Source organism: Paraburkholderia terricola, assembly GCF_900142195.1.
GTDB classification, from domain to species: Bacteria; Pseudomonadota; Gammaproteobacteria; order Burkholderiales; family Burkholderiaceae; genus Paraburkholderia; species Paraburkholderia terricola.
Map to the genome: position 1 here is coordinate 1 of NZ_FRAB01000013.1, position 20,426 is coordinate 20,426.

The 20,426-nt window shown below is 63.5% G+C and carries 18 protein-coding genes; all 18 read right to left on the reverse strand.

The features are described 5' to 3' along the window. Positions 1–332 (reverse strand): phasin family protein (locus BUE39_RS13390; protein WP_143169503.1); only part of this gene is annotated, 332 nt, incomplete at its 3' end. A 248-nt stretch (positions 333–580) separates the two neighbouring features. After that, complete coding sequence (locus BUE39_RS13395) at positions 581–781, reverse strand: hypothetical protein (protein ID WP_073429157.1); 201 nt, start codon at positions 779–781, stop codon at positions 581–583. Between the two features lie 681 nt (positions 782–1,462). Then, on the reverse strand, positions 1,463–3,685 hold the full coding sequence (locus BUE39_RS13400) for a TOMM precursor leader peptide-binding protein (protein ID WP_073429158.1): 2,223 nt from the start codon (positions 3,683–3,685) through the stop codon (positions 1,463–1,465). A 111-nt stretch (positions 3,686–3,796) separates the two neighbouring features. After that, a complete protein-coding gene (locus BUE39_RS13405; protein WP_073429159.1) occupies positions 3,797–4,150 on the reverse strand; it encodes a BMA_0021/BMA_0022 family TOMM bacteriocin in 354 nt (117 codons plus the stop codon). Between the two features lies 1 nt (position 4,151). Further along, positions 4,152–4,517, reverse strand: a complete 366-nt coding sequence (locus BUE39_RS13410) for a BMA_0021/BMA_0022 family TOMM bacteriocin (protein WP_073429160.1) — start codon at positions 4,515–4,517, stop codon at positions 4,152–4,154. Between the two features lie 34 nt (positions 4,518–4,551). Continuing rightward, complete coding sequence (locus BUE39_RS13415; RefSeq protein WP_073429161.1) at positions 4,552–8,610, reverse strand: TOMM system kinase/cyclase fusion protein; 4,059 nt, start codon at positions 8,608–8,610, stop codon at positions 4,552–4,554. Then, a complete protein-coding gene (locus BUE39_RS13420; protein ID WP_073429162.1) occupies positions 8,607–9,608 on the reverse strand; it encodes an FHA domain-containing protein in 1,002 nt (333 codons plus the stop codon). Before BUE39_RS13420 ends, BUE39_RS13415 begins: the two co-directional genes overlap by 4 nt. A gap of 419 nt (positions 9,609–10,027) precedes the next feature. Further along, positions 10,028–11,020: a GlxA family transcriptional regulator gene (locus tag BUE39_RS13425; RefSeq protein WP_073429163.1), complete on the reverse strand. Its 993-nt coding sequence runs from the start codon at positions 11,018–11,020 to the stop codon at positions 10,028–10,030. Beyond that, a complete protein-coding gene (locus BUE39_RS34835; RefSeq protein WP_159442564.1) occupies positions 11,004–11,162 on the reverse strand; it encodes a hypothetical protein in 159 nt (52 codons plus the stop codon). Before BUE39_RS34835 ends, BUE39_RS13425 begins: the two co-directional genes overlap by 17 nt. A 358-nt stretch (positions 11,163–11,520) precedes the next feature. Beyond that, positions 11,521–12,213, reverse strand: coding sequence for a DUF2968 domain-containing protein (locus tag BUE39_RS13430; protein WP_073429164.1), 693 nt, complete (start codon positions 12,211–12,213; stop codon positions 11,521–11,523). A 60-nt stretch (positions 12,214–12,273) separates the two neighbouring features. Further along, a complete protein-coding gene (locus BUE39_RS13435) occupies positions 12,274–12,939 on the reverse strand; it encodes a DUF2968 domain-containing protein (protein WP_159442565.1) in 666 nt (221 codons plus the stop codon). A gap of 463 nt (positions 12,940–13,402) precedes the next feature. Next, on the reverse strand, positions 13,403–15,220 hold the full coding sequence (locus tag BUE39_RS13445; protein WP_073429166.1) for an OmpA family protein: 1,818 nt from the start codon (positions 15,218–15,220) through the stop codon (positions 13,403–13,405). Between the two features lie 3 nt (positions 15,221–15,223). Next, positions 15,224–15,523 carry a hypothetical protein gene (locus BUE39_RS13450; protein WP_090518876.1) on the reverse strand — a complete coding sequence of 100 codons (300 nt, stop codon included), beginning with the start codon at positions 15,521–15,523 and terminating at the stop codon, positions 15,224–15,226. Positions 15,524–15,568: 45 nt separating this feature from the next. Beyond that, positions 15,569–15,919: an H-NS histone family protein gene (locus BUE39_RS13455; RefSeq protein ID WP_073429168.1), complete on the reverse strand. Its 351-nt coding sequence runs from the start codon at positions 15,917–15,919 to the stop codon at positions 15,569–15,571. Positions 15,920–16,076: 157 nt separating this feature from the next. Next, positions 16,077–17,915, reverse strand: a complete 1,839-nt coding sequence (locus BUE39_RS13460; protein ID WP_073429169.1) for a tetratricopeptide repeat protein — start codon at positions 17,913–17,915, stop codon at positions 16,077–16,079. A gap of 34 nt (positions 17,916–17,949) precedes the next feature. After that, positions 17,950–18,270 carry a hypothetical protein gene (locus BUE39_RS13465; protein ID WP_073429170.1) on the reverse strand — a complete coding sequence of 107 codons (321 nt, stop codon included), beginning with the start codon at positions 18,268–18,270 and terminating at the stop codon, positions 17,950–17,952. A gap of 25 nt (positions 18,271–18,295) precedes the next feature. Next, positions 18,296–19,186, reverse strand: a complete 891-nt coding sequence (locus BUE39_RS13470; protein ID WP_159442566.1) for a peptidylprolyl isomerase — start codon at positions 19,184–19,186, stop codon at positions 18,296–18,298. A 60-nt stretch (positions 19,187–19,246) separates the two neighbouring features. Further along, positions 19,247–20,386 carry a DUF2827 domain-containing protein gene (locus BUE39_RS13475; protein WP_073429171.1) on the reverse strand — a complete coding sequence of 380 codons (1,140 nt, stop codon included), beginning with the start codon at positions 20,384–20,386 and terminating at the stop codon, positions 19,247–19,249. Positions 20,387–20,426 lie beyond the last annotated feature (40 nt).

A 20,426-nucleotide genomic window follows, 5' to 3' on the forward strand; every position in this document is an offset into this window, starting at 1 on the left:
GCGTTGTACCGTTCGCAGTGCGTCTGCGCGAGTTGCGCGACCTCCGCCTGCGTGGTCGACGCGATGTCGAACAGTTGACGCGTGTATGCCAGTGATTTCTCCGCGAGCGGCGCGGTGAAACCGGCTTGCAGCGTGAACCACTGCTGCGGCTCCGCTGTGCCGGGCGCCTTCGTCAGGCTTTCCCGCGATTCCGCCAGCGTGGACTTGACGACCTGCAGGTTCAACGCAACCAGTTTTTCGACGCCTTCAAAGACCTTCCCGGTCAATCCGAAGAATGCGTCGAGGCCAGCTTTCTGCGATGCGGCGATTTGCTCGGGACTCGATAGAGCCATTATTGAAATTCCTCAGGATTCAATTCGCCGCACAAAGCCCGATCGATTCGGATGTGACCGGATGCCGCACGACGAATGGCGATGATGGATGAACCGAAGCGCAAGGACGCCTGCCAGGCAGCATGCGTCGCGAATACTTCGGAGGGTCGTTAAAACCAGGGGCACTTACACATTAAAGTCCAACTAAAGCCACTTCGCTTACTTTCTTCAGCGCGCTCGCCGCGTGGCGCGGCGGCACACGCCGCAATTCAATAACGCCTACGCGCGACCGCCTTGAGAATGGACGCGCCTTCGCTCGTGACATGAGCACGGGGATGGCCCGACGCGAGACGCTCGAGCGATATGAGTTGACGTTCCAGCAGCGTGTCGAGTTCGACGCGCTCGAGGTCGATCTGATCGGGCGCGTCCTTGAGGAGCATCAGGGTGGCGAATTCATGGGGACTTAGCATTGTGTCTCCTCGATTTAATCTGTCGGTCCGGAAGCATTAATTACCGTTCCGGCGGCAAATGACGGGAAATATTTCCCCTCTCATTTGCGAAGCAAACGTTCGGGAAATCCTTACGGAGACGTCATCATAACCGCTAAATTTTCAATTGCAATATGGTCCATACTTTTTTAATTCGTCTGGTTATTTATTCTGCATATGAATGGCGGTGCGGGGGCGTCTTCCCTGTTGAATGCGGCGACCTGGTGCGCCTTGATGGGCGTGGGTTCTGGCGGCATCGTGGCATGCCGGCGTGTGACGTTGGCAGGTCCAACAATGGGCCTTCGAGCCGCGATGATTCATATCTGAATATGGCGTTTATAGGCTAGCATTGTCTTTATCGGACATGGCCGCCTTATAGGCCGCCTCATATACCGCAATTAAGAAATAATTATTACGCTGATATGCGAGTCGCTTGTTTTCATAATTTTTACTCGTAAAAGGCATAAGCCTCGACTTCCTCGCTGTCGCGAAGGGCCACGGTTACTACCGGCAAAGCGCAGGCGAAGGGTCGTTTATCGACACCCTTCCGCCGTGACTTTGATTCACAGAGGCCACGTGTCCATGTTCAGCGAACATGAACACAGGGCCGCCTGTTAGTCGAACGAACACAACCACAACAGCCACTGCAAAACGACAAACACCTCAAAGAAACAACAACGCCCCATTCAACTCCGATTCGCGGCGCGGCGCCTCGCGCCATCCCATGCGCACGGGAACCGAATAAAGACGCCGCGCGCCAAAGCGCGGCCAGAAATGGCAAAGACCCGGCACGATGACTTGCACCACGGGCAAGCCGATATCGGGCCGCGTCTTATCGACAACCAGCACGTCCATTCCAGCCGAGGCGATTCGCGCGACGCAGTATTCGACCGCCGCCTTCAACGTACCCGCATCGACTGGCTGCCATGTCGAACTCGTCGTGCGGAGCACGTCATTTGCCGGATACAGAAACTCGGTGCGCGATAGCTTCGCGTGATCCCAGGGCGGCGGGCCGTCGGCTGCGAGATCGAGCAACTGGTTGACTTCGGTCAGCGCTCGCTGCGTGGCGATACGCGCGTCCAGATGGCAACCGAAGCCGATCGAGAACCGTCCGTTGGACGTATTTTCCGCGAGCGCGACGACCGTCGGCACAGCCAGGTCATGGCTGATGTCGAGCGCCCAGAGACGCCAACCGAGCGCTTCGTATTCACGCACGAGCGCATCGAAATACGGGTCCGCGAAACTCGCCAGATCGATTCCGGGACGGGGTACCTGGTTGTACCACCAGATCGCGACGGCATCGCGTTCGATCAACTCGAGCAAGCCTTGCAAAATCGCCTCTTCGAGGCACGATCCGGCTGCACAGCCATTCGGGTTGTGCACGCACGGCACGTTGGGCTGCGCGCTCTCGGGCGTTTCCGCATAGCAGTAGCTCAACGGCACGAGCCGGCGCCCGCCCGTGACGAGCGACCACGCGAGAGTCCAATCGATGACGTCACGTGGCGAGAAAGGCCGCGGCACCTGTTTTCGAACATCGTCGGTCAACGCATTGATGGCATCGCGCTCGTCGAACTGGCGTGCGCTGAATTGCTGAAGATCGTTGACGTGGATAGGCGGATCGTCGAGAAGGTCTTCCATGCATGCGGTCACCCTCATCTCGTCACCCTGATAGACGCTGCTGAAACGCTCGAGCGCCTCGCACAATGCGCTCACGCGCGCTTGCGTGTCGGTGGCGCCCTTGCCGGAGCAGACCCTGTCGAAGCGATTGTCGCGCGGCACGCCCGCGGGACACACGAGAAAACCGGCCGCATAGACCTTGCGCAGCCCGGCGTGTCGCTTCGGCATGGGATGGAGATAGGCGACCGGCCCGCTGACCGGCGACACCAGATGCGCGTAACGCTCGAACACATCTTGCGCATCGGCATTGCGGTAGCCGCCGCCGTCGCGCTTGAGCGCCGTGTCATCCGCAAGCTGTGGCGCGCGCGCCGCCTGCTCGCGCATCCATGCGGGATTGCCGCAGCGCGGGCATTGAGGCCGCCTGCTCACGCGATGCCGCGCGGTGGCCAGCGTGTCGAGGCGCAACGAGACGATGTGCGTTCGCGCGCGCTCCGATGCAGCGGGGTCGACCGCTATCTGCTCGATCGTTGCCGCGACCAGCGCTGCCGTAGCCGCCGCGCCCGCGCGCGAGACGGCCGCCGGAAGGCGCGCCGCGGCGCGCCCGTGATGGCGCGCGAGCAGCGCCTCGACGGGCCGGTTGAGACGGGTCCAATAGCGGACGCATTCGACGCAAGGCGCGCTGTCACACACGGTATCGGCAACCAGCAGCGGGCCGATTAGCGGCTGCACACCATGGGCGACCACGATGAGCAGCGCGCCGCCGCGCAGCGAGACGCGTGCGGCCAATTCGGCGAGATCGTCGCGGTCATGGGAATCGGCCAGGGCGACTGTCAACGCGGCATCCGGTTCGATGTCGATGCCTGCTGTCGCCAGTGCGTGTTTAAGCGGCGCGTCGTCGACACCGAACGTTTCGACAGTCACGCGCTTGCGGGCAAGGCGCTCGCAAGCGGCGTCGCCATCCAGGCCGATGCGCTCGAAGAAGCCGCGCGCCGCATCGTGTTCGCCAGGCGAGTCGGCGCGCACGTAGGCTCGGCGCACCAAATGATCGAGTGCCGCGAGCACCTGCCACTCTCCAAACGTCACGGCGAGCGCTGCGATGATCTCGCCGATCGTCATGCGCGCGCGCAAGCAGGCGGCGATTTGCACGAAGACGGCGCCGGACAGCATCGTGCGCTTGAATTCGTCGACGACGAACAGCCTCTCGGCGCCCGCGTCGAGCACGAGCAAATGCGGCTTGAAGCGCAGCACGCGCGAAAAATCGTCGAGCATCGTGTGGGGTTCCGTGCAAGGAGACGGCGAAAGAAAGCGTGCCCGCGCCGCCGATGCCGGCCCGCCCGCCAGGCGCGGACCGCATCGCCGTGCGGGCTCGGACCGGCTGCGTCAGCAGCAGGTGAAGACGTAGTTCGGCCCGGCGTCGCTATAGGCCGCGAGCGCGACGGCTTCCTCGCCCGGAAGCTCCGGCCGTGCCGGTATGCCGACGGTCATGGTATTGGGCGGCAGGTTCCAGCGTTGGTTGTGTTCATCCCATCCGTACTCGCCGCCCGGATCGACAACTTCCAGATCGATCAGCCACGGGCATCGGTAGTCCAGGTACCGGGCAAGCGCATCGGCGGGATTCTTCAGCAATTCGTTTCGGAAGCTCTTGTCTTCCCACGAAAGCGCGATTGCGCGCAGATAGACCTGCTGGAACTCCAGCATCGATTCGAGCGTTGGGGTCGCGTTGTCCATTGCCATCTCAAACTCCCGGTTGGATGTGGTGATCCATGATGTAGAGGTGTTTCGCGTTGTAAAAGGCGAGCGCGAGCGCGTGCTGCTCCTGGTTCGCCGGTGCCGGCGGCAGGACCAGCGTGAACCTGTTCGTCTGCTGGGTGGTCCAGCCGCCGTTGATGGCGGGCGTCCATGTCGCCGACTCCGGGTGCACCTTCAAGTCGATCTTGAACGGATACTCGTATCCGAAACGGTTCTTCAACGTCTCGACAGGATGCTTCGTCAACTCCTGGAAGAACGCCTGATCGTGCCATGCCGTGGCAATTGCCTTGATGATCACGGCTCGGTATTCGATAAACTGCTCGTAGGTCGGCGAGCGAAGATTCTGAGTCATCGGTTTTCTCTCCTGAAAGAAGGAATGGGACCACTTACGGCAATGAATTCAACGTCTCTTCAGCGCTCTTGACGATGCGGGACATGCCCGCCTTCGTTGCAATTTCGAATGCGCGCCGGCACGCATGCATGGCGGCGGCGCCATTGCCGCGCGGATCGATCCGGCGCAGGTACTCGCACTTTTTCAGCAGCAGTTGCGCTTCGTAATACCGCTCTCCGATCGAATCGCACAGCGCGAGACATCGTTCGACCTGCCCTAGCGCGGCCTCGTAGTCGCCGCGCTCGGCATCGATCTCGGCGATCAGCGACGCGTAGTAGGTCAGGCCGAGCATCCCGCCCGATTGCCGCAGCGCGCCGACATGCGCGACGGCGCCTGCGCGATCCCCTTCGGTCCATGCGTGAATGATCGCGGCGTAGTGCCTGACCGCATGCAGTTGATGAACCTGCGAGAGGCGCAACGTTGCCTCCGATGTGGCACGCGCGGCATCGCGATCGCCGGCCCACTGCTGGGTGCGCGCTAGGTACAGAAGCGTGACGCCGAGGGTCGGCAAATGGTCGAGGCACGTCGCGCGGTACACGGCCTCGCGTCCCATCGCGAGCGCAGCCTGCGGCGCGTCGTCGACGCACCAGAGCACGCTCGCGAGCGACGCCATAGTCCAGGCGCGCGTATCGAGTCCCAGGATGCGCCGATGGTCCGCGTCGCGCCGCACGTCGTAGCCGGCGAGCGTCGCCTCGAACGCGTCCCGCGCACGCGCATAGTTGCCGTCGATCCACAGGCTCATGCCGCGCATCGCATCGGCTGCGACCCGCACGCCGGGATCCCCGCAATCGGCCGCCAGCTCGTCGAGCCGCATGCTGATGCGCTGTACGGTGCCGCGGTCGCCGGCGACGTGGTAATAGGTCGACAGCGTCCACAACGCGCCGATGGCGAGCTTCTGATCGCCGAGCGTCAGCACCAGCCGCAAGAGCCGCTCCGCGTGCTCACGCACCCGCGGATCGGCCCAGCCGAAGCGCGCCATCGTCGCGTGCGTCAACGTCGAGTGAAGGTGGGCGCTGTCGTGTTCGCGCTCCGCATAGTCGGCCTTATCCAGCCAGTCGCAGGCGGACTGCGCGTAGCGGATCGAGTCGTCGTAGAGGGAGCGGTCGAGCGCGCGCCGCGCGGCCTCGATGCCATGGCCGATGGCCTCGGCGAAGACGCCCGCATGCGCGAAGTGCTGAGCGACGCGGAAAGGTTGCGCCCCAGTACCACGATCGGTTTTCATGGCTAATGCGCGGGCTACCCGCGTGTGGTTGCTGCGTCGCAGGGTGGGCGGCATCGATTCATAGGCCGCGTCGCGAATCAATGCGTGGCGGAACGTGTAGAACACGCGGTCGAGCCGATGCCGCGCGTAGACAATCCGCGCTTCGATCAGAAGCCGTAGATGGGCGTCGAGTGTGCGGGGCTCGTGCGGCGACGCGTCGGTGAGCAGTTGCGCATCCACTTCGAGCCCGATGGTCGCGGCGAGCTGCGCGGTGTCGCGCGCTTCGTCGATCCGGTCGAACATGAGGCCGAGCAGACTGCCGAGACTGACCGGAAGCGGATGCGGGTCCGTTGCCCGCAGTCCGGACAGCAAGCCGTCCGGCTCGGTGGTCGCGCCGCTCGTCATGAGCTCGCGGACGATTTCCTCGATGAAGAGCGGGATGCCCGCCGTGCGCTCGGCGAGCAGGCCGAGCGAAGCCGCATCCAGCGACTTCTGCTCGAACAGTGCCGAGACCAGGCGCTGCGCGTCGTTGCGCGACAGGCGGCGCAACACCAGGTGTTCCGTGCCGGCACGCCAGCGCTCGAGGTTGCCGGGCCGCGACGTCAGCACGATGCAAACGGTCCGGGCCCGCGGCGAGCGGCGCAGCGACTCCAGAAAATCCTGGGTCGAGCGGTCGATCCACTGAACGTCCTCGACGACGAGCAGGATCTCAGCGCCGTCGCCAAGCGAGACGATCAGTTGTTCCAGCACGTCGAACAGCGCCTGCTGTTCGCGCACGCTCGACCATAGAAAGCCGCGGGCATTGCACGGCAGCCCTAGCCATGCGGCAAGCGCCGCGCGTGCCGCCACGTGGTCGCACGCGAGCGGTGCGATCATTGTGTCGATCGCCGCGAGGGCGAGATCGACGGGACCGTCCGCCTCGATGCGCCAATGGGCGCTGATAAAGCGCAGTATGGGGAACAGCGCATGATTCGCCCGTTCCGGCAAGCAGGCGCAATACGCGAACGCATGACCTTGCGTTTGCACCGCCTCGCATAGCTCATGGACGAGCCGCGACTTGCCGATTCCCGCCTCGCCGACCACCAGCGTCGAAGGGTCGTGCGAAGCGCCCTCGCCCGCCCTTTCCCGAAGATTCCGTGCGCGCGTCGCGTGCCAGGCGCGCAGCAATACATCGAGTTCGCGGTCGCGACCGAGCATCGGCGCGCTCGCGCCGTCGTCCAGCCAGTCGAATGGGATGGTGCTGCGGCGTTCGCCGAGCAGTTCATGCACGCGCTGCGGCATCATGCCCGCCCGAGGCAGGTGCAGCGGGGTCGGCCGATAATCGACGTGGCGCTCGAGCGCCAGGCGCGCATCGTCGCTCATCAGGATCTGGCCCGGCGTCGCGAGGCGCAGCAGTCTGGACGTCGCGGCGGGCGTCGAGACGCCCGACATCAGCGACGCGCGGGCATGCACCTGGCCGACGTGAATAGCCGCCGCGACCTCGACGCGCCAGCCTTCGCTGGGCCGCGCACTTGCGGCCCGCGGCTCCGTCAGCCGGGCGCGCGCGGCTTCCCTCACCATCTCGAGCGCCGCTCGCGCCGCGCGGCGCGCGGGCCGGTCGATATCGCCCTGCAATCCGAAATAGAGCAGCAGTGTGTCGCCGAGCCGGCCGCCCACCTGGGCGCCGTAGCCCACGGCGATATCGGTGCACCTGGTCAACCAGCGCTCCTCGTAGCCGTCGAGCGTATCGCGGTAGTCGGCGTTCGCATGCCGCTGCGGGCCTTCTCCGGCGATCGTGACGCTGCAGCACAGCGTGGTGATCTGCCGGGATACGCCCATCGTGCCGGTGGTCCCGGCATGCGGCGCGAGCGTGCCCGTGCGAATCCGGCCGCTCGCCTGGCGGGAGTCGAATTCGCCGACGAGCGCCGCGAAATTGAGCGTGCGGAATTGCGCCGCGAGTTCGTCCGCCGAAGCGGCACGCTGCTCCGGGTTCTTGTTCAGCGCCCGGCGCAGTACCGAGCCAAGCGGATGCAAGGCGATCGACGGGGGCAACGCGATGTCGACCGGGCTGAGCTGCTGATAAAGAATCTCGGCCACGCTTGCGCCTTGCATGACCGCGCGACCCGTCAGGCATTCGATCACCAGCAGTCCCCACGCATACAGATCGCTTTTGAGCGTCGGCGCTTCGTTGCGCAATTGCTCGGGCGAGCAATACTGCGGCGTACCCAGCACTTCGGTCGCCTGCGTCGAGGCCTGGCCCTCGATGCGCTCCGCGCCAGGCAACGCGGCGCCAATGCCGAAATCGAGAATCTTCGCGTGCGGACCGTCGTCCGCCGTCGTGATCAGGATGTTGCGCGGGTTCAGGTCCCGATGAACGACGCCGTGCCGATGCACGACCGCGAGCGCGTCGAGCACCTCGGTCATCAGCCGCCCCGTATCGACGGCCGACAGCGCGCCCTCGGAAGCCAGCCAGTCACCCAGGGTTCGGCCGGGCACGAACTCGAAGACGGCAAAGAGGCGCCCGTCAGGCGCCTCGCCCTTGTCGAGCAACGCCACCACGTGGGGGTGATGCAGCCCTTCGCACAGATGCGTCTCGCGTCGAAAGCGCGCACGCTGGCGCGCGCGCCCGGTCGAGGTCTTCGTGACGTCTTCCCGAATGAGCTTGATGGCGACGTCCTGGCCGGTATCGCTACGGGTCGCACGGTAGACCACGCCGTTTCCGCCTTCGCCCAGCATCGGGCCGACGTGGTAACGCCACGTGCCGGCAAGCTCGGTGAACGGCGCGGCGTGGCTGGCCGGCGAACCGGCGTGTTGCGGCTCCAGCGTCTGCGGCATGCTGTACGGTGGCGACACTGGCGCTTCCCTGGCGTTCATGCGGGTTGTAAGACCGGGTCTGCCGTTAGGCCGTGGAGGTTGATGCGCTGCCGCGCGCTCGACACCGATTCGCATTCGAGCTGCTCGCCGCGAAAGACGCGAAACGGGAAGTCGCCCATGCGAACGCTGCCGCGCCGACGTTCGACGAGCTGGCTCGCATCGAGTCCGGGGACAGCGGCGAATTGCGTCCGCGCGCGGTGAATCTGCACGTTGACATGGGACGGGTCGAGGCCGAGCATGCGCGCCAGTTCGTCGAGTTCGATCCAGCCTTGCGAGGCGGCTTCATGGCCCGCATGCATGTCGGCCGAGCGGGCTCGCGCGAGCATGACGAGGCTGTAGTGATGGACGCGCTCGCCGAGATCGACCGTGCCACCGCGAATATGCAGCAGCGCGCGCACGTGCTCTTCGTTCTGGCTAACCAGGAAGTCGAGCCGTTGCGTCGCGCCCCCAAAAACGCCGGGCAATGTCAGCACCGACGTCGAGCCGCTACGCGCCAGCGCGAGACGCCAGGCGGCGTCTCCCACGGACACTTCGTCGCCGTGACGCAAGAGACGCGGCGGCGACGTGTCGTCGCAGAACCATTCGCCTTCGGGTGATTTGAAAATCGCAATCGACGGGGTGACGTTCGCGAGCAGCAGATGGCTCGCTTCGAGCACGATCGGCTGCACCGCGCCGCCTATGGGCCAGAGGGTATCGGCGGGGTCGTCGAGCGAGTCGATACGCCAGGGGGCGACGCCCAGCTTTCCGAATCGAATCACGTCGCCCTGTTTCAGGACCGCGTGTTCGCCATTGCGCAGCAATGCGCCCGATATCGACGTGCCGTTGCTGCTGTGATCGTAGAGTTCCCATTGCCCACCGTTCCAACAGATATGGGCGTGGACGCGGGAGACCGACGGATCGCGAACGACCGTGTCGCAGCGTGCGGCGTCGCGACCGAACACGTGGTACGCGTGCAGCAGGCACGCTTCTCCGGAAGCCTGGTTCTTGAGTGTTGCCATGCGCCGCCCCGCGATAGGTTCGCCCGGTGTTCGACTGGCAAATCGAAGCGGCCGGGCCGGCGGACTTCATGCCGAAATGCCGCTGACGCCAGTACTGAACATAGTGGCTTAAATCGGTTTTGAACAACGTTCCTAACGATTTCCGCAAGTTGCTTTGTAAATCACCGTTTAGTCGCCATGCATTTTTCTAAATAACCTTTAGCACTGAGTTTTCATGTTAGCAAATTGCCAGGAGGAGAATTGTCAAACTTTACTAAGCGAAAATTTTAAATAAATCTATTCCGCATAAACGATTCGCGGCATCGAATGAATCGTTAAAACCGGGTTGAAAAAACGCTGCTCGGCTCGGCTGAAGATGTTTTGGACCGCGCCCCGCGCCTCCGCTACTACCTGCCCGCGCGCAGAGGCGGAATCCGCGCTCAGGACAAATTGCCTGAAGACGCTTCTTCGCGTAGCCGATAGTCGGTGGGTGTCGTGTCCAGATACTTTCTGAACAGCTTGGCCAACTGACCGCCGCTGCCGATCCCGCAACGCCGCGCGATTTTATCGACCGGCAAACGCGATTCAACGAGCATCCGGCAGCTCATGTTCAGACGCGCGCGAAGCAGATACTCGGAGGGCGTCATGCCGATTTCGCGCTTGAAACGCCGCAGAAAATTGCGCTCGCTCATTGCGGCGACTTGCGCGGCGTCGTCGATCGAGATAGGCCGGTCGACGTTTGCGTCCAGCCAGCGCGCCGACGCGAGGATCTTCTCGCTGACCCGATGCGCCGCGCTGCGCGTAACGGATGAGTCGAAGGGTGTCTCGTGCCGCGGCTCGACCGATTGGGCAACCCGCCGCGCCAGTTCAAAGCCGAGATCCGCTTCGACAATGCGCAGTGCCGTGGGCACGGCATCGGGTACTTCGCTCAGCAGCACCGGATAAAGGCCGCCCGCTTCATTGCGGCGGTGAAGAACCGGAATGGATCGACTGGGAAGCCCGGCCGCTTCCAGAAGCTGTTTTCCTTCCGAGATCGGATGAACCATCTCGCTGAACGGATGCCTGCGGCGCAGCCAGTTGCCAAGGCGTTCGTCGCGGCACGCCTGCTGCGCGCCGGCCCCGCCCGCGATGAACAGCAGGTGCGTGTCGTTCGTACCGCGATGCGACGCGACGTCCTGGGTCCAGACGAAAATGGACGATGAACTCGCGATGCGGCCGCCCGCAGCCGAAAGCAGCGAGACGCGATAGCGTGCGGAACCCGATCGCTGGGATACGGCGAGCGCGTTCGCCTTTTCGAAGATCTCGATGATCGCTGCGACCTCCGGCAGCGCAAAGCCGTCGAACAACGCTATGTCGACGCGAGTGGTTTTGCTCGTTTGTCCCGGCACGGTTGCTTGCCGCGAGCAGCACGGCGGACTATGAGCCCGCTGCATTCTTTTGCCCCGGAGTATGACGGCTTGCAAAGCGCTCCGGGTTAAATGCGCCGATATGAATTGCCTCGATTGACCAATTTCTTATATTCGTTGTATTTGCCGACGCAATAAATTCGGGTTGTGCAATAACGACTGCTTCCATTTTTTGAATCTCCTCCAATTCGAGTTACTGGACGGAGTGGTCAATGCGGGTTTTCCTGCGAGCGGTAGCGAGAGATTGCCGGCATTTAACCGTCGATACTGTCGGCGCGGGTTTCGCCGACGGGTATCCCGGTCATGATTGGAGGCCGGCCAATCCGGGAAAGCACTCGCTAGAACTTAAAACTAGTCCCGAGGCCTTGCGCGATCAATTACACGTGATTACACGAGGGCGGGATTGCGGCAAAAGGCGAGGTCCAGATTGCTTTCAGCGCGTCGTCCACCCGCAACGAAGGCGCGACGCCCTCGCATCGAGCGTGCGAATGAATCAAGCAGCGCCGCCAGCGCCACCCCGTTGAACGTCACGAGCCCCTCGACCCACGTTTCCTCCGAACGGCAGGCAGTCCCGCATCGAGCTGATGTTGCAGCTTGCCGAGTTGACCTTGCGTCTCGCGCAACTGCGCCTGGGCCGCGTCCTGCTGCGCGCGCAATCCCGTCAGTTCACTGCGTGCCTGCTCCTGACGGCTCGTTGCGAGCGTCTGTTGTTCCCTGGCGATATCGATATCCGCCTGCAGACGGTTCTGCTTCGCCTGCGTGATCGCCAGGCGCTGTTCCGTCTGCACCTTCTGCGCTTCCAGCTTGATGCGACGCATCTCGACTTCCGCCAGGCGCTCGGCCTGCCGCGAGAACGTGGCGTAGACAGCCTGTGCGCGCCGCTCGTCCTGCGTCTTCACTACGCGCCAGAAGTCTCGTTGCTGCAGGAGTGCAACGTAGTACGTGCCGAGCTTGCCGTCGAATAGAAGATCAGCGCCATAGCTGCCGTTGCGCGACGCGCGCAGCACGTCGAGTGCATTGCTATTCGTGAGTCGTTGCAGTTCCGCGATATCGCCCGCCGGCGGCACGCCTGTCTGTTCGGTGATGAACCCTTCTTCTGCTGGTGCGCTCGGCGGCGCCGACGCCGCGCCCGACAACGACTGTGCATGGGCTCCGGTGCAAATGCCAATGAGAACAAAAGCTGCGAGCGCGAGCACGCGGTTATGCGATATCTGGTTCATGGGTTGCATCGTATTGTTAAAAAATCCGGTGAGGGCCCGCTATTGATGAAGCGTGTCCGTTCATTTCTTGATGTTCTCGTCCCGGCGGCTCTGAACATGCCGGATGCCGTCATTGTTCGTCGCGCTCAGGTGTTGAACCTGCCGAAGGCTCACGTTCAATCGTGCTTGCCCGGCCACGCGCTGCGCTTCGAGCTGCGCGAGTTCCTTGCGCACCTGATGCTGTTTTCTGGTAACGCGCTGCGTCTCCACCGCGTCGCGCTCGAGATCGTTGCGAAGCCGTTCGGCCTGCGCTTCCGATTCGCGGATCATGCGGGCCACGTTGTCGTTTTGCGCGAGGAGTTGGGCGCGCCGGGTTTCGCCCTCGGACAGCCGTGTCGCCTGCTCCTGAAGGTGACGAAAAGCGGTCTCCGCTGCGTCCAGCCCGATTGCCGTCAGCACCCGCCACAGCGAACCGTCGTGGTAGAGCGCGACGTAATAGCAAAGACCCTCGCCGTGAAAGTGCAGAACGACCGAATAATCGAAACTGTGGAATGCTCGCAATTGCGTGAGCGCGCCGCTTTCCGCCAGCCGCTCGACTTCCGCAACGTCGGCCATCTGAAGCGCGCGCACGCCCGGCTGCGACGTGACGATCGACACGGCCCGAAGCGACGCGATCGTCTCCGAGGCTTGCGCGGCGGCGTCATCGGCATCGTCGGGCGATATCGCTGCGTGTTCGAGCGGCGGCACATCGTTTTCGATTCCAGACGTCTCAACCCGCGATGGAGCGGCTGAAGTTGACAAGCTTCGCCGGTTCAATAGATTCCTCAAGACAAATCCCATAAGTACTGCGCTTCACGATTAGAAAAACGTCGTCTAACGAAACCGTCGAGCCCTGCATTGCAACGCCATGTCTTAGCGAGCAACGAGCGTGGACGGAAAAATCAGCGCGAGAAGCGTGTGAAGCAACGCCCAGGCAAAGAAGAGCGACAACGGAACGGCCATGATTGCCGCGACGATCTTCGCTCCCGCATACCGCGTGGGCAATAAACCGGCTTCTTCTCGCCGTGAATTGCCCACGCTGCATGCCTTCATGTCGCGCAAGCCTACGCGTTCTGTTGGAGTCGTCCTCATGGACAGATAAACCTCATCATGCGATTGGCCCCGCGCCTGCATCGAGCCGGCTGCACCGCCGCCTGCGCGCTAACCCGCTTCACGATGCCGCCGGAACAAATTCGACACGCCGATTCGCGAAGCGGCCGCTGGCGACCAGATTGGTCGTCACCGGCCGTGCCGCGCCATAACCCTTTGCGTCAAGCAGATTCGCCGGCGCCCCTGCGTCTACGAGAAACGCGCGCACGGCATCGGCCCGCTTTTGCGAAAGTTGCAGATTGGCCCGCGGCTCGCCAACGTTGTCGGAAAACACCGCGATGTCGAAACGCATTGGCTGAGCGCGGTTCGCGCAAGCCTTCATTAACTGCGCCGTCACGCTCAGGTTCTCTCTCGCCGATGAAGGAACGTGTCCGCTCGATTTCGCGAAATTCACCACCTGGAGATTCAGCACCTTGGCCACCTCGGTTGCCGTGCACGGGCTGCCGGCGTCGGTAAGACGAGTCATCGCTCGCAGAAAGGCATCGGTCGCGGCGAGGACAGTTCGATCGGCGTTGAACGCGGCAATGTCCCACGACGAACCGAATTCGCGCTGCAGGCGCTCACGCCAGCCAAGGGCCTCGCTCGTCGCCGCGCCACCCAGTTCCATGCGTCTTCCGTCGATCCTCGCCTCTGCTCGCGGTAGCGTCATCAGGAGCAGCAGGTCGTCCATGTGCCCGAGCCACTCCGCAGGCGCCGTGCGAGCTTCGACGGTGACGTCGCTCGTAAAACGTCCCGCGCCGAATTTGCGGGTCAAGGCATCGACGAGTTGTTGTTTCTCCGCATCGCTGCCTACCACCGCCATCAATTGAGGGACACCCGTCCGGTCCACGCGGAAAGCAAGCTGTGAATTCGTCGTCGCAGCGGAAACGACTGGCGACGAAGCGGCCGCAACGGCATCGGATGAAACAACTGCGGCCGGCGTAGCCGAAGCAGCAGCGGCTGACACAGACGACACAGACGACACAGGCAACGCAGGCGCCGCTACCGCCGAAAGAGCGGCAGATGGCGAGGCGGCAGGTTCCGGTGCAACGCCGGATGCCGCGCGGGTCCGCGCGGCAACAGGACGCTCGCTTGAGGCCGCCGCCGCCGCGTCCGCCTGCGTGGGGTGAAGCTGGACATACGCAAAAACCGCGGCCAGAACCAGCGCGAGCGTCGCAAAGAGCGGCCACACCCATTTCGGAGACGACTGCCTGCGCGGAGTCGAAGCGGCTACCGCCGGCGGCGTGGCGACCATCGCGTCGACGGCGGCACCGTTGGTAAGCGTCGGCGCTTGCGGCGCGGCACGGCTTGTCAGCGCATCGAGGCGAGCGGATATCGAATCGTTGAAGTTCGCCGCGTGATCGAATCCAAGCGAGCGGGCCACGCCATCGGTGACATATCCGGCGATGGCGGGTAGCTGAGCGTCGAGCAACGCCGGAAGCTGCTCAACCTCGCCCTGTTCGATCAGTACGTGATGTTTGAGCATGCCGAACAGCACGGCGCCGACCATGCCCGAAAGCACGTGCGACGCTTGCGGCGGCACGCCCGCCTGGCCGGCTATCTGGTCGCTGAGAACGGCGATGCGGCGGCCGGTGGCCCGCGCGATCAGGCTGTCCCCGGACGCCTCCAGGTCCTTGATGCCGGCCACGGTCGTCACGATGTGCGCGAGTTCCTCGGCGATGCGCGCGTTCGATTCGGCCGACCTGAGCGTCGAGAACTCCGTCGCGGCGCCCTCGGGCGTGGTCGCCCCGGCCATCAACGCGGCAATCAGCACGGGCGCGGCATGCGCGACCACGCGTTCGATGAGCTCGGGCGAAAGGCCGATCTGCCGTGAGAGCTGTTGTCTCACTGCTTCCGTGAAGGCCAGGCTGATCGACTGCGCGAGATTGATTGATTTCAACGACTACTCCCAGGTTATTTTGTTTTTGACGGGTGGTCTGCCGCGAGGCCGCTCGCACCTTCGCTGCAGCGTGGCCGCACGCAGCTCCGCCTCGCTCGAAAACCGCCAGTCGCAGTTTTCCGACTGGATACGCACGCATCCCGCGTAAATCTGGATGACCGCTTCCTCTCCCCAGGCATCGCGCATGCAGCGCAGCCACGCGCGCTTGCGGCGGTCGAGATAGAAAGGCCAATCGTCCCGGCGCGGCGTGGATGAGGCCGGCACCGGAAAGCGAAACTCATTGGAGAGGTCCATATCGGTCATCAATGCAACGCCACGAATTGCGCTTGCTGCTGAACCGCCGGTTCGTCACGCAGTCTGCTGGTCCGTCGCGAGTTCATCGTCGTCAACGGTATTGCCCGCATGCGCATGGGCGGGCGCGAGCCTGAACCGCTCACGGTCCTTGCCCCGAATCCATAGCGGCTCCCGGCCAACGCCGGACCACGTTGCGCCTGTCTGCGGATCGAAATATCGCGCGGGGCGTTTTCCGCGGACGGTGCTATTCGCGTCGAAGGCAAAAATCTGCGCGGACGTGAATCCGAACTCCTGGACACAGGCGCGCACCTCGATCAGCACCGCATGCGCGGCAGCGCGTCGCTCAATTGCAATCTGCTCTTCCAGACTGAGCTTCTTCTCGATGTAACGGCGATATGTTTCCATGACTGACCACCTCTTCAACATGCCTGCTCTTCCAATCCCGGCGCCATTCGTTCATGCGTTCGATCCCCTCGGAGCGGCGACGAGCGCAGGCCATCGCGCCAACTGCCCATGAGATCTTTTCGCCCGGCCGCTTGTCGCGGCGAGCGGATATCGCACGTTAATGCACCGACATCTCCATCGATGCAGATTCGTCGTCGCGAGAGGCGGCGCCTGGATCGGGCGCTCCGGCAAATGCGGCGAGTTGCGCCGCAACCTCGTCGAGCACGGGTTGCCACTGTCCGAACGCCGGTTGCCGGTACAGCGTGACCGTGGGATACCAGGGACTGTCGCGGCGCTCCGTCATCCAGAGCCAATGCGGATTGACGTCGAGCAGCACCCACGTCGGCACACCCAGGCCCGCGGCCAGGTGCGCGACGGATGTGCAGACGGTAATCACCAGGTCGAGGTTCTCGATAAACGCCGCGGTGTCGTCGTAGGTGGCGAACTCTTCTGTGTGATCGGTCAGACGCAGCCCTGCCTGCCCGGCCTGCTCCACCTCGCCGTCCGCGCCGACTTGCAGGCTGAAAAACTCCACCCCCCTGATCCCGCCAAAGGCTTTAGCGATCTCGGCCGGTTTAACGGAGCGCCGCGAATTGCGCTGGTGCGTGCGGCTGCCGCTCCACACCAGGCCGACCTTGAGCTTGCCGTCGTCGGGCAGACGCTCGCGCCACGCGCGAACCTTGTCGGGGTCGGCTTTCAGATACCCCGAGCGCAGCGGCAAGTCCTGCAGCGTGACGCCGAGCGTCAGCGGCAGACTGCACAGCGGCAGGTGATAGTCGAATACCGGCAGCGGCCGATGATCATGGGCAATGATGGTGTCCGCCACGCCGCCGAGGCTGCGCTTCAGAAGCGGCAGCAGATTGCCGAAGCAGCAGTAGATCAGCTTTCCGCCTTCGCGCTTCACCCGCTCGGCGATGAGCGGCACGAACCGCACGAACTGCATGACATCGCCGTGTCCCTGCTCGCCCCACACGAACAGTGTTTTGCCTTCGAGCGGTTCGCCGTTCCAGCGCGGCGCCGGAACGTTCGGCGATACATCGCGCAGTTCGGGCGAACCGCTCCAGCGCGCCTCGTGATTACGCCAGCCGTTCGCATAGTCGCCGCGCAGCAGTTGGAGCATGGCGAGCGTCCAGACGAGCGACAGGTTGGCGGGCTCGAGTGCGAGCGCCCTCTGTGCGACAGCCAGTGCCCCGTCCCACTGCCGATGTTCGCGCAGTACGTAAGAGTACGTCTGCAACGCGGTCGCATAGTTGGGCGCGAGTGCGCACGCGCGCTCCGCCGCGACGAGACTGTCGTCGATCTGTCCGCGCTTGAGTAGCACGGTGCCGAGATTGGTCCACGCAAGCGCGTTGTCAGGGTCGTCCCGCAACGTCTGTTCGAACAACGGCTGGGCGCGGTCGTATTCGCTCAGTTCGAGGTGGGCCGCGCCCATGTTATTGCGCAGCATCGGCAGGGCCGGGTCGATCCGCGCGGCGTGCCGGTAAGCGTCGAGTGCCTGAAGTTGATGACGTGCCTGCTGATGCGCGAGTCCCAGCCTGAACCACGTACCGGCCTGCTCCGGTGCGCGCTCGCACCGCACGGTAGCGATATTGCGCGCCGCGTCGAATTTGCCCAGACGCAGCAATACATCGATCCAGTCGACCATCCAGTCGTCGCCGGGTGCGCCCTCGCCCCATGCGCATTCGAACCACGCGTCGGCGCCCGCATCGTCGCCGAGCCTGATCGCCAGACGCGCTCGTTCAATCAGCGCTTCCACGTTGGTCGGATCCGCATGCAGCGCGCGGTCCAGCAACTCGCGCGCATCGGCAAAGCGCCCCCGCAGGCACCACAGACGGCTTGCCACCACCAGCTCGCGCGGGTTGTCCGATTGTGTCGCTCCGCGCGCATCCAGGAGGTGGGATGCCGCAATCAGATCCCCGCGCGCAATCAGCGCCTCGACATTTTTCAGATTCGACATCGTTGCATTCCCCATTGATGTATTCACGCCCGCGTCAAATTCCCTGCACCGCGACACCGAGCAACAAGCCCAGAACGAAACCGATCAGACGACCACGCCACGCGGCCTGATCGGTTTCGGGATCGCGGAAAATGCTGCGGCGCGCGCCCGGCACCTGGCCAAGCAGCACGGGCCCGGACAGCAATATGAATGCGGCCACTCCGGCCGCCACCGCGACCACGATCGCGGGCGCGGCATTGTCTAGCGCCGGCAGATCCGGTGCGAAGAAGAAGACCGCCAGCACCGTCCAGCATGCAACCAGCCCACTCACGATCAGATTCCGGATGAATCGATCCGTATAGCTCGATACACTCATATCCGCTCCGCCGTTCCGGTTGTTTTCAATCCTGGCGACTGTTGCGTGGCGGCACGATCACCGCCTTTGCGGCAAGCGTGCCGACCAGTTGCGTGAAGGCCCGCTCACTCGCCTGCGATTCCATCGTTTGACGCAGCGACGCTCTCGCCTGTTCATACGATGGCGTCACCACCGGCCGTTTCGCGTCGAGCTTCACGATCACGCGCTGATTGCCGACGGCAACTGGCGAGCGGCTTATCTGTCCGACATCGAGCATCGAAACGGCCAGCGCAAGCGGCAGCGCCAGGCCCTGCGTATGCCCTTCGCTCACTGGCGTCCTGAAGCTGAACCAGGGCAGCGCGCCACCGTCGGTGCGGCTGGGCGCAACACTGTTCTCAGCCGCCAGCGTCTCGAACGGCACACCGCGGTCGAGCTTCGCCAGCACCGCTTTCGCCGTGAGATCGTCTCGCACGGTAATCACGCGAGCCTTGTATTCCTCTGTACCGAGCTCGGCCACGATCGCGTCATAACGAGCGCGTACCTGCGCCTCGCTGATCGCCTCGGGACGCATGTGCTGCGCGACGTACAGCCTGTTTTCAGTGTCGACGCGCGCCTTGCGCACCGCCTGCGCGACCTGTTCCGTGTTGCCCAGCTTTTCCTTCTCGGCCGCCTGGCGAATCAGTTCGCGTGCAATCAGTCCCTCGGTCAGCGTCTGACGCTGGGCCGGCGTGTCCGGCTGGCCGCTCGAACGCACCGCTTCGTCGAGCTGCGCCCGCTGAATCGGCATGCGGTTGACGGTCGCGATCACGTCCGCGTCCGCGCCCTGTTGCGGCGGCGTTTTCGCCACCGCAACAGGGCCGGCGATCATCATTGCCGCCATACCCGAAAGCATCGCTACCCGGCGCACGCCAGCCAGCATCATGTGTTTGCTCTTCAATTTCATCTCCGTGGTGCTACCGTTGATTTATCCATCGCCAGGGCTGCATGTGCCGGGACGTCAGCTCCCGGCGCCCGGATCGCCCACCAGCGCAAAAAGCAATTCGTCATAGCGGGCGATGAGCGGTTCGTGCGTCGACAGAAACGGCCGGATGGCCTTTCTCTGCCGGGCGCGATACGCCTGCCAGTCATCGTTGTGATGTTCGATTGCACGGACAAGCTGGTTCGAGCCCTCCTCCACATCGTTGCCGGGGTAGAAGTAGCCGACATCCCGGCATAAATGCGCGTTGTGCACGAGCGCATAGCCGTTCCAGCAGGCGTCGAAATAGAAGTAGTTCAACGCGAGCCCCCACTGGTGCGAGACCACGATATCGGTGTGTTCCGACAGGAACTGCGGCGTATCGTGACGGCCGACGAAACTGACCTTGCCGTCGCGCACGAGATCCAGGTGCTGCGCAATTCCAATGAACTCGGGACTGTTGCGTGCGAGGTGTTCCGCGTTCGTCACGTGGACGAAACTGATGCCTCCGCCCACCTTGCGATACGCGCTCTCCGCAATCAGCAGCGGATACAGGCAGAACTTCAGCACGTTGATGTTCGCCTCCATGATCGACAGGCGCTTCGGCGTGTTTCGCGGACGGTACTCGCCCGAAAATGGCAATTCGCGGGTTCTCATGTCCAGACACATCGGGTCCCACACGAAGGGCACTTCCCGCACCGGCTGTCTGCGCAACACGCCGAAAAAATGCGCGCTCGTCTCCATGACCTGCGGAATGACCCAGACCTGGTCATATTGCTGATTGATGAATACGGAATCGCACATGCGCCGTGAAAAGATCATCGCCTCCATCATCTGCACGTATTCCGGCCCGCAGCAGTAACTGACGATCTTCGTGCCGCGCGACCTGAGATACGAGGTCTGTTCGCGATCGATCTGGCCGCCCAGTTCGATCAGCACGTCGAGCGAGTCCTTCGCATCCGCGAAGCTGCGCGCCGGAAAACGCTGAAGATCCCACGGCAACCGCGGCGTGATCTCAACCGCCGTCGTATTGACGAGCACGACCTCGTGCCGATGCGGCGAGTGCTGGAAAAGCTTGGCCAGGTACAGCGCGTTCTGCTTGATACCGTTGACCCACATGCTTTCCGCCGCATCGCGCAAACCGATCGTGATACCGATCCGAAGCGAACGTATCTTTGTCATGCCTTTCCCCCGAACTGCATACCAGACTGAACAACCCTCG